This window comes from Paenibacillus phyllosphaerae (assembly GCF_014192105.1).
Taxonomy (GTDB): domain Bacteria; phylum Bacillota; class Bacilli; order Paenibacillales; family Paenibacillaceae; genus Paenibacillus_Z; species Paenibacillus_Z phyllosphaerae.
This window is the reverse complement of sequence record NZ_JACHXK010000014.1, coordinates 121,895-135,429: the sequence shown is the minus strand read 5'-3', so window position 1 is coordinate 135,429 and position 13,535 is coordinate 121,895. Positions and strand designations below refer to the sequence as shown.

Annotated in this window: 9 protein-coding genes; 8 read left to right on the top strand and 1 reads right to left on the bottom strand. The window is 57.2% G+C overall.

Annotated features, from left to right (window positions below; translation table 11 throughout):
• Nucleotides 1–14 precede the first annotated feature (14 nt).
• The 4 genes from FHS18_RS24050 (at nucleotide 15) to yidC (ending at nucleotide 4,488) form a co-directional block, all read left to right on the top strand.
• A complete protein-coding gene (locus FHS18_RS24050) occupies nucleotides 15–2,012 on the top strand; it encodes a beta-galactosidase (protein ID WP_183602924.1) in 1,998 nt (665 codons plus the stop codon).
• 253 nt (nucleotides 2,013–2,265) lie between these two features.
• Nucleotides 2,266–3,195: a heme o synthase gene (cyoE, locus tag FHS18_RS24045; RefSeq protein WP_183602923.1), complete on the top strand. Its 930-nt coding sequence runs from the start codon at nucleotides 2,266–2,268 to the stop codon at nucleotides 3,193–3,195.
• Between the two features lie 164 nt (nucleotides 3,196–3,359).
• Nucleotides 3,360–3,791, top strand: a complete 432-nt coding sequence (locus tag FHS18_RS34615; RefSeq protein WP_246427870.1) for a hypothetical protein — start codon at nucleotides 3,360–3,362, stop codon at nucleotides 3,789–3,791.
• On the top strand, nucleotides 3,697–4,488 hold the full coding sequence (gene yidC / locus FHS18_RS24040) for a membrane protein insertase YidC (RefSeq protein ID WP_246427879.1): 792 nt from the start codon (nucleotides 3,697–3,699) through the stop codon (nucleotides 4,486–4,488). The genes FHS18_RS34615 and yidC overlap by 95 nt, the downstream gene beginning before the upstream one ends.
• A 96-nt stretch (nucleotides 4,489–4,584) precedes the next feature.
• On the opposite strand, the gene FHS18_RS24035 is transcribed toward yidC, so the two are convergent.
• Entirely contained in the window at nucleotides 4,585–5,685 is a 1,101-nt protein-coding gene (locus tag FHS18_RS24035; RefSeq protein ID WP_183602921.1) for a tyrosine-protein phosphatase, read from the bottom strand.
• 433 nt (nucleotides 5,686–6,118) lie between these two features.
• On the opposite strand from FHS18_RS24035, the gene FHS18_RS24030 reads away from it, so the two are divergent.
• From FHS18_RS24030 to FHS18_RS24015, 4 genes are all read left to right on the top strand, one after another.
• On the top strand, nucleotides 6,119–9,376 hold the full coding sequence (locus tag FHS18_RS24030) for a carbohydrate binding domain-containing protein (RefSeq protein WP_246427869.1): 3,258 nt from the start codon (nucleotides 6,119–6,121) through the stop codon (nucleotides 9,374–9,376).
• A gap of 384 nt (nucleotides 9,377–9,760) precedes the next feature.
• A complete protein-coding gene (locus FHS18_RS24025; RefSeq protein ID WP_484549400.1) occupies nucleotides 9,761–11,170 on the top strand; it encodes an RICIN domain-containing protein in 1,410 nt (469 codons plus the stop codon).
• A gap of 207 nt (nucleotides 11,171–11,377) precedes the next feature.
• Nucleotides 11,378–11,836: a nickel-responsive transcriptional regulator NikR gene (gene nikR / locus FHS18_RS24020; protein ID WP_183602919.1), complete on the top strand. Its 459-nt coding sequence runs from the start codon at nucleotides 11,378–11,380 to the stop codon at nucleotides 11,834–11,836.
• A gap of 75 nt (nucleotides 11,837–11,911) precedes the next feature.
• Nucleotides 11,912–13,534 carry an ABC transporter substrate-binding protein gene (locus FHS18_RS24015; protein WP_183602918.1) on the top strand — a complete coding sequence of 541 codons (1,623 nt, stop codon included), beginning with the start codon at nucleotides 11,912–11,914 and terminating at the stop codon, nucleotides 13,532–13,534.
• The last annotated feature ends 1 nt before the right edge of the window (nucleotide 13,535 follow it).

The window sequence follows — 13,535 nt, the reverse complement described above, 5'->3', positions numbered from 1 at the left end:
GGAGACATGCGAAGATGGAGAAGCTGCTGTTCGGCGTTGCCTATTACGATGAATACATGCCTTACGACCGACTTGCGGAAGACATCCGGATGATGAAGGAGGCAGGCCTCAACGTCGTCCGGATCGCGGAATCGACTTGGAGCACGCATGAGCCGCAGAACGGCGTCTTCGATTTCAGCTCGGTCGACCGGGTGCTGGATGCGATGCACGAAGCGGGTATCCACGTGATCGTGGGAACGCCGACTTACGCGATTCCGACCTGGATGGTCAAGGAGCATCCCGAAGTGCTGGCCGTCACGCCGAGAGGGCCGGGACGCTACGGCGCCCGCCAAATCATGGATATCACGAACAAGACGTACCTGTTCTATGCCGAGCGGATAATCCGCAAGCTGCTCAGCCACGTCAAGGACCATCCGGCGATCATCGGCTATCAGACCGACAACGAGACGAAGCATTACGATACGGCCGGAGCGAACGTACAGCTGCAATTCGTCAAATATATGCGCGAGCAGTATGAGAGCCTGGATGCGATCAACCGCAAATTCGGGCTCGATTATTGGAGCAACCGCATCAACAGCTGGGAGGACTTCCCGTCCGTGGTCGGCACGATCAACGGCAGTCTCGGCGCCGAATTCGCGAAGTTCCAGCGCGGTCTCGTCACCTCTTTCCTGAAGTGGCAGGCTGATCTTGTCCGGGAATATAAGCGCGACGATCAATTCGTCACCCAGAACTTCGACTTCGAATGGCGCGGCTATTCTTACGGGGTGCAGCCGTCCGTCGACCATTTTGCCGCTTCGGAAACATTCGATATCGCAGGCGTAGATATTTACCATCCGTCGCAAGATAAGCTGACCGGCATCGAAATTTCGTTCGGCGGCGATCTGACAAGATCGCTCAAAGGTTCGAACTACCTGGTGCTGGAGACGCAGGCCCAAGCCTTCCCGGATTGGACGCCGTTCCCGGGACAGCTGCGCCAGCTGGCGTTCAGCCACCTTGCTTCCGGTGCCAATATGGTCGCCTATTGGCATTGGCATTCGATCCACAATTCGTTCGAGACGTATTGGAAAGGCTTGCTCAGCCACGACTTCCTGCCCAATCCGGTCTACAAGGAAGCGATGACGATCGGCCGGGATTTCGCCCGGCTGAGCGAGCAGCTGGTCGATCTGAAGAAGGAGAGCCTTGTAGCGGTGATGGTCAGCAATGAGGCGCTCACGGCGATGGAGTGGTTCAAGCTGCCGGGCGGCAAGACGTATAACGATGTGGTCCGCTGGATGTACGACGAGCTGTATAAGTTGAATGCCGGATGCGATTTCATCCCGGCATCGAGCGATCAATTGGACCGCTACAAGCTGATCGTCGTCCCGGCGTTATATGCGGTGTCGGACGAGACGCTCCATCGGTTGAACGATTACGTCAGCAAAGGCGGCCATGTCGTCTATTCGTTCAAGACCGGATTCACGAACGAGCTCGTGCAGGTGCGCCCGGCGCAGCAGCCGGGCATCATTCACGAGGCGTGCGGCGTGGCGTATAGCGTGTTCGTGGAGCCGTCGAACGTCGGATTGAAGGAACATGCATTCGCTATCGCGGCCGAAGAGGGCCAAGTGCAGACATGGATGGAACTGCTGACGCCGACGACCGCGGAGGTGCTCGCTTCCTACGACCATCCGCAATGGGGGCAATACGCGGCGATTACGCGCAATCGCCATGGCGCGGGCACGGCGACGTATGTAGGCTGCATGACGAGCGGCGCAGTCATGCGCAAGGTGTTCGAAGGCGCGCTGAAGGAAGCCGGACTGTGGGGCGTGGAGCAGCAGGCTGCTTTTCCCCTCATCGTGAAGAAAGGGACGAATCGGGCAGGACGCACGGTGCGTTACTACTTCAACTATTCGAGCGAAGCTGTCCATTACGCTTATCCGCATGAATCGGGGCATGAGCTGCTGAGCGACCGTCCGGTTGACGCCGGCGGACAGATGGAACTTGCGCCTTGGGGCGTTCACATTATCGTCGAATAAACGATGACGGCCGCTTGCAGGCACTATGCCTGCTAGCGGCCTTATTGCGCTTGCTCGGGCGAAAGCGGTTTCGGTGCATATCCGGGGAGCGGCTGTAGCCGTCGATAAGTGAAAAGCAAATCATTCGACGATTTTTTAATAAAAGTGCCACATTTGTTTGACAGAATGATGATGGTTTTGCTTCACAAGCGAACAAGTCGCCTCTTCTATGATAGGATAGGACTATAGCGTAGAGGAAAGGCGGTTTGGAAAGATGGATAAGGCACAAGGCAATCATCTGGAGGCTGGCTTAGAGCTGCCTGCAGTTTCATTTTCGAAGGTATTGTTCGATACGATCAAGACCGGGATCATTAAATCAAATCTAATCGCGATGTTCGCAGGCCTATGTATGGCGCTGTACGTTCACGACATTCCTTTCTTCGATAGAATCGGCAGCATCGTGCTGTCCTTAATCGGCGCGGCGCTGATCATCGGATCGGCTGGCGCCTTCAATAATCTGTATGACCGGGACATCGACGCGATCATGGACCGCACGAAGAACCGTCCGACCGTAACGGGGATCGTCGATACGCGCAATGGATTGATTCTCGGTTTCGGGATGGCGATCGTCGGCCTGATTACGCTGTATGCGGCTTCCCCGCTGGCGGCGTTATTCGGCTTCCTGGGCTTATTCCTGTACGTCGTCCCTTATACGATGTGGACGAAGCGCAGAACGATCTACAATACGGAAGTCGGCAGCTTGTCCGGCGCAATGCCGCCGCTGATCGGCTGGGCCGCGATCTCCAGCGATATGACGAACATGAGCATTATCGCGCTGTTCGCGCTGATGGTCGTCTGGCAAATGCCGCATTTCTACGGGATCGCCATCCGCCGTTACGAAGAGTACAAGGCGGCAAGCGTTGCGATGCTGCCGGTGGTTAAGGGCATTCACCGGACGTACGTGCAGACGAATATCTATCTCGTGCTGCTGCTGCTCACCAGCTTCCTGTTCTGGAGCTTCAGCCCGGTCATTGCCATTATCGCAGCGCTGCTTAGCGCCGTTTGGCTGGTCCTGAGCGTAAGAGGCTACCGCAAGAAGGATGACGGCGTCTGGGGGAAGACGATGTTCATTTACTCGCTGAACCATATCACCATCGTGCTGCTCATCGTGATCGGCTACTCGCTCATTAAGCCGCTGTTCTAAGATTGTCAGCGTGAAAGTTAAGCACTCGATCTAATGATTGTGGCTGTGCAGGCGGACATGCTTGCGCAGCCATTTTTTGTCCAACCTATCGCCTAAAGAAAAGGCAACGGGTTATAATGAGATACGTATGTGTAGTTACCGAAAAACGATAGGGGGTGAATACATTGTTCGAATTCGAATTACAGGAACTGTTCCCGTACTTGCTGTCGGTCAGCTTGCTCTACTCGTTCGTCTATGCCTACGCGCATCGCTTGCAGCCGAGCGAGCGACTGGATTGGGACCGGGACGGGCTCTACCAGACGCTGACGTTGGTATGGCCCAATCTGGACATCAGGAACGTGCCGATCATCGATTGGCTCGTTCGGAAGGTGAAGCGTAAGGAAGCGCCTGACGATGACATAACGGCCTGTTCCCCCTCGTTGCTGCTGACGCCAGACAACAACGAGGAGGATTTCAATGAAGAAGAACGATGTATTCGCCGCCTTTACCACCAATCGCCGTTTGCTGGTCATCCTAGCGCTATTCGGATTGCTGCTGCTCAGCGGCTGCGGCATGAACCAGTCCACGATCGACAGCAGTACGCCAGGGCTGTTTAACCATTATGTGATCTACCCGTTATCGTGGTGCATTCAGGAACTAGCGAGCTTCCTGCAAGGCAGCTACGGCCTGGCCGTCATGGCCGTCACCGTGATCATCCGGATCGTGCTGCTGCCGCTGTTCTTGCGCCAGTACCGCTCCCAGATGGCGATGCGCCAGAAGATGTCCGTTCTGCAGCCTGAGCTCAAGGCGCTGCAGGAGAAGTATAAAGGCAAGACGGACGCCGAATCCAGGCAGAAGCTTCAGCAGGAGACGATGCAGCTATACTCCAAGCACCAGGTCAATCCGCTTGCGATGGGATGCTTGCCGATGCTGATCCAGCTGCCGATTCTATCCGGGCTGTACTCCGCCATTAAGCTGACGCCGGAAGTGGCCTCCCACAGCTTCTTGTGGTTCAAGCTCGGCTCGACGGATATCGTGCTGCCGATCCTGGCCGCAGTCGTCTACTTCGTGCAATTCAAGGTTTCGCAGCGTACCGTGGACCAGAAGCTGACGGGACCGATGGCCATGATGGGCTTCTTGTCGCCGATTATGATGGCGGTGTTCGCCTTCTCGGCGCCTGCAGCCATCTCGCTCTACTGGGTGACGGGCGGATTGTTCATGATCGCCCAGACCTTACTGATGCAGCGGTTGTACCCGGTCAAGGGCGCCGCTCCGATCGAAGCCGGCGGCCAAGCCGTAGTGAAGACGCCATAGGGATGACCGAATAACAAAAAGCAGATCTGTCTGAACGTGACCTCCTTTCAAGAGGTACCGTTCAGTCCGGATCTGCTTTTTTTGTGCCGTTCAGCCTTAATCACCATCTACGAGCAGCTTCCGCAGATGCTCTCTTTTGGCCGCGTCAATCGTCAAGCTCTCCTCCAAATAACGGTCGATCGTGCCGAATTTGTCCGCGATCTCGTCGAAGGCCGCCTGCAAATATTCGCGATTGACGCTCATAATCGCGCGTACGAAGCCGGGATCGCTGCTAATCTGATTCGCTTCCGCTTCCTGTTCGTGCTGGGCGACGAACGCTTCGTAGAACAGGTTCGACAGCTCGTAGTCCTTCATGATCGTCTCCATCGGCACGCCGATGGCATAGAGCAGGAGGGCGATCGCAAGACCGGTCCGGTCTTTGCCTTGCGCGCAATGGACGACAACCGGCCGACCCTGCGCTTCGAGCACCTGCTGGAACAGACGCTGCAGCGCCTCGACCGCATGCACGAAGGACCGGTTCAGGAACTTGAAGATTTCGACGGCGTTCTCATAGCCGAGATTCTTCTGGTCGTGCTTGAACGCCGAGTTCCAGAAGTGGCGCATCAGATCGACGCTCACCTGCTCCGCCTCGGATAGGCTGCGGTTCGGCTTCTTGGCCAATTCGTCGGGCCGCCGCAGATCGCATACTCTCACAATGCCGAGCTCCTCGAGATAGTCGCGGTCCTCTTCCGTCAGCGCGGACAGTTCGCCCGAGCGGTACAGCCGTCCCCATTTGACCATGCGGCCGTCCGTCGTCTCGTAACCGCCTAAATCCCGGAAATTAAGCGTGCCTTCCAAGGGCAGGATTCGGTCCGCAACGATGACGCGCTCCCCGGAGTCAAACCGCAGATGGAAGTAGACGCGGCTGCCCGGAGCAGGGTCCTGTACGGTGAACGAACCGCCGTCCGCAGTGCCGAGCAGAATGGCTTCCGCCCCGTCGTCAACCGGATTTTTGCTCCAATAGAAGTTGGTGCGGCCAAGCCGATTCTCTCCATCGTCTGACTGCCAGTCGAAATGCAGCGTGCCGTCCGTTCGACGGGTGAAGCGGATGCGGGCTGCTCCGGACTGCACGATTGTTTCATAGCTGTTCAGACCGGCCGCGAATGGCGGATGGTCGGCAGTTTGGCGCTGCATATGTTCATGTTCCATATGTTCCATAGTCGATGCTCCTTACGTAGCTTGACGTATTGGCTTCATTATAGCAAAATCGGGACTAGTTTTGCTTGAGATAGAGGCTGGAGTAAAAGTTACAACCTTATACTCCAGCCTCTATGTCACCGGAATGAAAATCGCCTGTGCCAATAAAGACGGCGGCAACCGTTTCACCTTGAGACGTCCGAATGAGCAGCTATTGTCCTATGCTCGCTATCCGCCTTTCGGACTATACATAAATTTCCACCCTAAAGTCAATTTATTCGCCTAGGCGAAGCGCGGCACAGCCCTTTACAATCTATTTTGCAAACGCTTTTATTAGCAGTAGCCGACGGGGGAATGCCGGCGGTTTATGCAAACGTTTGAATGATGGGAGGGAGGCGGTCGAGTCAGCAGTACCACTTCGAAATTCCATACACATTGGGGAGGAAAGTGATTTATGCGACAGCTTTACTTGAAGCGTTGGTTCACGGCGGTAATGGGCTGCATCCTGTTATTGACCTCGCTTGCGGTGCCGCCAAGCGACAGGACGATCGCGCAAGCCGAAGGGACGACGGCGGTGATCTATTATTACAAGGCGACGAGAAACTGGACGACCGTTAACATTCATCACAATGGGAGCGGAACTTGGACGGGAGTGCCGGGAACGCTCATGGACGCGGCTTGCGCCAATTGGGTGAGCAAGAGCGTTACGCTCAGCGGCTCGACGTTCGAGCTCGTGTTCAACAACGGCTCGGGCGTGTGGGACAACAACAATGGCAGCAACTACAAAGCAAGCGCGGGCATCCATCAGGTGAAGGACGGCCAGCTGCTCGCGAATGCCGGCAATCCGTGCGCTACAGCGGATACGACGGCTCCTAGCGTTCCGGGTAGTCTTGCGCAGAGCGCGGTTACGAGCGCTCAAGCTACGATCACCTGGCAGGCTTCCGCGGATGAAGCAGGGGGCAGCGGCGTCGCCAGCTACGACGTCTACCGCAATGGCGCGCTCGTGAAATCAACCGTAACGGCGACTTCTTATACCGATACCGGACTGAGCCCTTCCACGACTTACAGCTATACGGTACTGGCAACGGATGCGGCAGGGAACAAGTCGGCCCAATCCGCGCTGCTCGCGGTAACGACGGCGGCAGGGAACCAGGCTGTCGTCTACTACTACACGAAGACGAAGGGCTGGAGCGCGGTTAACATCCACTACATGCCGGCGGGAGGAAGCTGGACGACGGTGCCGGGCGCAGCGATGAACGAGACGGCGTGCGCGGATTGGACGCGCAAGACCGTTAATTTCGGTTCGGCCGCGAATATGAAGGCCGCCTTCAATAACGGCTCGGCGTGGGACAATAACGGCGGGTCCGACTACACCTTGCCTGCGGGACTCGTTACGGTGAAGGACGGGGTCGTGACAGCCGGAGCGGCGAGCCCATGCGCCCCGGTCGTCGAGGACGTAACCGCGCCATCGATTCCTGCAGGCGTAAGCGCGACGGCAAGCGGGCTCAAGATTACGCTCACGTGGACCGCTTCGACCGATAACGCAGGCGGCAGAGGCGTGGACGGGTACGAGATTACCCGTACGGGCGGAACAAGCGGCGCGAAGACGTTCACGACGACGGGCACTTCGTACCTCGATTCTTCGTTGGAGGCGCAGACGACGTACAGCTACACGGTTAAGGCCTATGACAAAGCCGTGCCTGCCAACAAATCGGCAGCGAGCGCCGCAGTAACGGCCAAGACCGGCGATGCGCCGGCACCGGTTCCCGGCGGTACGCCGATCGGCAACGATATGCGCGAGGACTCGATTTACTTCGTCATGACGGCACGTTTCTATGACGGCGACGCCACGAACAACCGCGGCGGCTCTGCGCATGTGACGAGCGGGAACGCGGCGAACGACGATCCGATGTTCCGCGGCGATTTCAAGGGCTTGATCGAGAAGCTCGACTACATTAAGGCGCTCGGCTTCTCCGCGGTCTGGATTACGCCGGTCGTGCTCAATCGCTCCGATTACGATTACCACGGCTATCATGGCTATGATTTCTTCCAAGTGGACCCGCGCCTGGAATCGGATGGCGCCTCCTACCAGGACCTGATCAATGCCGCGCATAACAAGGGCCTCAAGATCATCCAGGACGTCGTCTACAACCACTCCAGCCGATGGGGCGCGAAAGGATTGTTCACGCCGAAGGTGTTCGGCGTACGCGACAGCCAGTGGAGCTGGTACTATGACGAGCCGCAGGCAGGCGCGGAATATGATGGACTGACGGTTAACGCAGCCGGCAAGCCGTACAATGGCGACCTGTGGTCGAATGCCGAGCCTGCGGGCAATACATGCCGGAACTGGGGCGTGCCGACGGGGAACAAGAGCAAGGAAGGCTACACCATCTACAACTGCCAATGGCCGAATCCGACGTCGGGCATGTTCCCTTCCATGTTCTATCACGGCTGCTGGATCGGCAACTGGGAAGGGGAGGATTCCCGCAGCTGCTGGATTCACGAGGATCTGGCCGATTTCAACACCGAATCGAAGCCTGTGCAGGATTATCTGATCGAGGCGTATAACCGATTCATTGATATGGGGGTCGACGGATTCCGGATCGATACTGCCGTCCATATTCCGCGCGTTACCTGGAACCGCCACTTCCTGCCGGCCGCGCAAGAGCATGCGGTCGCCAAGTTCGGCGAGAAGGGCAAGAACTTCTACATGTTCGGCGAGGTCGGATCCTTCGTCAATGACAAATGGAACCGCGGCTCCGTCAACCACTCCGCCCAGTTCTTCACGTGGAAGGAGCGCATGACGTACAGCACCGACGATACGGCGGCCGCGCTCGAGCAATACAATTACGAGAATACGATGGGGACGTCGAATCAGCCGACCTCGACGAATGCGTTCTTAAGCGGCAACGCGTACCATCAGCCGGACCACTCCCAATTCTCCGGCATGAACGTCATCGACATGCGCATGCACATGAACTTCGGCGACGCCGGCAACGCGTTCTGGAACGGCAAAGATTCGGACGACAGCTACAATGACGCTACGTACAACGTCGTCTATGTCGACAGCCACGACTACGGTCCGAACAAATCGTCGACCCGCTACGCAGGCGGCACGGCGGCATGGGCCGAGAACATGAGCCTGATGTGGACGTTCCGCGGCATTCCGACGCTGTACTACGGTTCGGAGATCGAATTCCAGGCCGGCAAGCCGATCGATTGCGGACCGACGTGCCCGCTCGCCACGACAGGCCGCGCTTACTACGGCGACAACATCGAAGGCACGGTCGTAGCCAGCGATTTCGGCAAGGTCGCTTCGGCTTCCGGCAAGGTCGCCGAGACGCTCCAGAAGCCGCTCGTGAAGCATCTGCAGCGCTTGAACCAGATTCGCCGCGCGATCCCTGCCCTGCAGAAAGGGCAATACTCGACCGCCGATATTAGCGGCAACATGGCTTACAAGCGCCGTTTCACCGATACGGCCAAAGGCATCGACAGCTTTGCGCTCATCACCGTCAGCGGATCGGCTACCTTTAGCAACATTCCGAACGGCACGTATAAGGATGCCGTTACCGGAGACGTGAAGGTGGTCACGAACGGCACGTTGACGGCGAGCGTCAGCGGCCAAGGCAATCTGCGCGTCTACGTGCTGGATCTGCCGGGTAACGCTGCGCCAGGCAAAATCGGCGAGGACGGTCCTTATCTGAAGGCGTAATCAAACTGGGCTTGCATCCGGCACGAAGGCGCCCGGTCCCTACTTGGCGGGCGGCAGCCGGCTCATCTTGGCCCTTGAATAGCAAGCTGATTGGCACTGCAGGGACACTTGTACCTGCAGTGCTTTTTTTCGCCCACGAACCGCGCTGTCTGGCAGCACCGCCTCGACCAACAAGTCAAAAAAACGCCACAAGGAGTCAATATAACGTTACGAGTCCGCGCCGTGCGCTTCATACACTGAGGAGGAAGGCCATTCACGCGAAGTTCGGAAAGGGGGTGAATCGTAATTTGTAAGCGTTTTACCGTCATCGGATAAAAATCGAATCCAATGGAGGTATCGGGTATGGGGAACAAACGGCGCATTACGGTTAGTCTCGCGTTGTCGATGCTGCTGCTCGCTGTCGCGGGCATGCAATTGTTCGCGGGAATAGGGGTCGCGGCATCGGTAAGTTTGCTTAATGCGGTCCAGTTCAAGAGCTCGGACGGGAACGTCCTGCACGCGCACGGCGGGGGCGTCATCAAGGTGGGCAGCTACTATTATTGGGCAGGCGAGAACCGGGACGGCACGAACTATGTGTCCTTGTACCGGTCGACCGATCTGAAGAATTGGCAGTTCCGGGCGCATATCCTGTCCAAATCCTCGGCGGCGGAGCTTGCCACCGCCAACATTGAGCGGCCGAAAATCATTTACAACGCGGCCACGAACAAATATGTGCTCTGGGCGCATAAGGAGAATGGCGTGGACTACGGCGAAGCGCGCGTGGCCGTCGCGTCCTCGACGAATATCGAAGGGCCGTATACGTATCACGGCAGCTTCCGCCCGCTCGGGTACGATTCGCGAGACATGACGGTGTACAACGATAACGGCACCGGCTATCTGATCTCGGCGACGAAGGTGAACGCCGATCTGAACATCTACCGGCTGACCCCGGACTTCCTGGGCGTGGAAGCGCTGGTGACGACCTTGTGGCCGGGTTCGTATCGGGAGGCGCCGGCGATCTTCAAGCGTGGTTCTACTTACTTCCTGCTCACTTCCGGGGCGACGGGCTGGAATCCGAATCAGGCCAAATACGCGACGGCCTCGAGCATCAGCGGTCCGTGGAGCGCCTTGGCGAACTTCGGCGACGCGACGACCTACGGTTCGCAATCGACCTATGTGCTGCCGGTCGAAGGCTCTTCGACGACCTCGTACTTATACATGGGCGACCGCTGGGCGGGGGCGTGGAGCGGGCCGGTGAACGATTCGAAGTATGTATGGCTGCCGCTGTCCTTCCCGACCGCGACGACGCTCTCGATGACCTGGTATCCGAAGCTGAATATCGATACGGCGACGGGTTCGGTGAGCGGTGTCGCGTTCTCGGTAGACACGAATGCCTATTATGAAATCGTCAGCCGCAAGAGCAATAAGCTGCTCAGCATAAGAGGGAACTCGCTTGTGAACGGGGCCGACGCCGAGCAGATGACGGATACGAATTCGGCAAGCCAGCAATGGCGCTTCATCGATGCGGGCGGCGGTTATTACAAAATCCAGAATCGCGCGAGCGGCCTCATTCTCGGCCTAACCAACGGGAACACCGCGGACGGCACGATTATCGAGCAATGGGCCGACGGCGGCTATGCCAACCAGCAATGGCAGCTCGTCCATACGGGCGGAGGCTTCTTCAAGCTGAAGAACCGGGACGGCGGCAAGCTGATCGACGTGTCTTCCGGCTCGCTGGACGACGGGGCGAATGTAATCGAATGGACGGACAACGGCGGCACCAATCAGCAATGGCAAATTGTCGAGGCCAATTAATAGTCTTGCAGAGGGCGCAAGGGTTAAGGGTCATTCCAGTGGCGGAATGGCCCCTTTCCGTATTATTTTCATTTAAATGATAGATTATATGACAAATAATGATAACAAAATGGACATGTCTAGTTAAATTTATCTATGACTCTCCCAACTCTTGTGTTACGATTGGAAAAAAACGTGTTACGCATTCATCGTAAAGGAGGGATAACGATGCATAATGACGAGCTGAGCCGGTTCGGCGTCTCGATCCCGGGCGACCTGCTCCAGCAATTCGACAAGCAAATTCAAACCCAAGGGTACGGCAACCGATCGGAGGCCATCCGCGATCTCATCCGCAAGTCGCTGCTGCAGCCGCCTAACTTCCCGGCTTCCCAGTGCGTAGCCGGCACGATCGTTATGGTGTACGACCATCATGTTAGCGAGCTGCCCCTGTCGCTGATCGAACTTCAACATAAGCATCATCATGACATTATATCTACCATGCATATCCACCTGAATCATGAGCAATGCCTGGAGATTCTCGTCGTTCGAGGCGAGGTGCAGCGTCTTCGCGAACTATGCGATCAGATCCGGGTGCTCAAGGGCGTGCTGTATGCCGAGTTGTCCGTCACCCACATCGACTCGGAACATCGCCCGCATCATCACGACCATCTTCACGCAGATACATAAATACGCTCAGCCATTTTTAGCCAAATGAAAGCCGGGGCCTTATAACCTTACTAGTACAGATTTAGGAGTGTAGAGATGACAAGCATACCGTTCAAATTCATTCCCGCCGCAATCGTTCTGGCTACAACCGTCCTGCTGTTATCGGCATGCTCTTCAGCCACCAGCAATTCAGCGCCGTCAACGGCGGCAGAGAGCCAGCCGAAGGACGAACTGATTCTCGCTGTAGGCGGAGAAGCCGAGGACGGCTTCGACCCTACGACGGGTTGGGGCCGCTATGGATCGCCGCTGTTCCAGAGCACGTTGCTTAAGCGCGACAGCAGCATGGCCATCGTGAACGATCTAGCGACCCAATATAGCATTAGCGATGACCGCCTGACGTGGACGGTCGACCTGCGCGACGATGTCCGCTTCAGCGACGGTGAACCGCTGACGGCCGCGGACGTGGTCTATACGTTCGAGACGGCCAAATCCAGCAACTCGGTCATTGATCTGACGAATTTGTCGGCAGCCAAGGCAGTAGACGATGATACCGTTGCGCTGACGCTCAATCAGCCGCAATCGACGTTCGTCGATATTCTGGCTACGCTCGGTATCGTACCTAAGCATGCGCATACGAGCGACTATGCGGAGCACCCGATCGGCTCCGGCCCTTATACGCTGGTCCAATGGGATAAAGGGCAGCAGCTGATCGTGGAGCGCAATGCGAATTACTACGGTGAGCAGCCGAAATTCGCGAAATTAACGTTCCTATTCCTCGACGAGGATGCGGCATTCGCGGCGGCCAAGGCGGGCACGGTCGATGTCGCTTATATTCCGTCGGCGTTCAGCCGAGAGGAAGTCGCCGGCATGCGGCTCGAATCGCTGCAATCCGTCGATAACCGCGGCATTATGTTCCCTTATGTCCCTGCCGGCGGCACGACGAAGAATGGCGATCCGGTAGGCAATGACGTCACGGCAGATCTTGCGATCCGCCAAGCGATCAATATCGGGATCGACCGCGAAGCGCTGGTCGAGGGCATTCTGGAGGGCCAAGGTACGCCGGCCTACTCGGTCAGCGATAATACGCCATGGTGGAATCCGGATACCGTCATTGCCGACGGCGACGCTGACAAGGCGAAGGGAATTCTAACAGGCGGCGGCTGGAAGGATGAGGACGGCGACGGCATCGTGGAGAAGAACGGGCTGAAGGCGCAGTTCACGCTCATCTATCCTTCAGGCGACGTCACTAGGCAGTCGCTGGCGATCGCTTCGGCCGATATGATCAAGCCGCTCGGCATCGAGGTCATCGTGGAAGGCATGAGCTGGGACGAGATCGGCAAACGGATGTACGCCACCGCGGTCATGTTCGGCTGGGGCAGCCTCGATCCGCTCGAGCTATACAATGTGTACGCGAGCAAGTATGCCGGCGTCGACTATTACAATCCCGGCTACTACAGCAATGCGAAGGTCGATGCCTACATGGAGCAGGCTTTAGCAGCCGCAAGCGAAGACGAGGCGAACGTCTACTGGAAGAAAGCGCAGTGGGACGGGGCGACGGGCATGAGCGCAGCAGGCGATGCGCCATGGGCATGGCTGGTGAATCTCAATCACCTTTATCTGGTCAACGAGAAGCTTGATATCGGGCAGCAGCAGATCCACCCGCATGGCCATGGCTGGCCGATTACGAGCAATATCGAGCAGTGGACTTGGACGGAGTAAC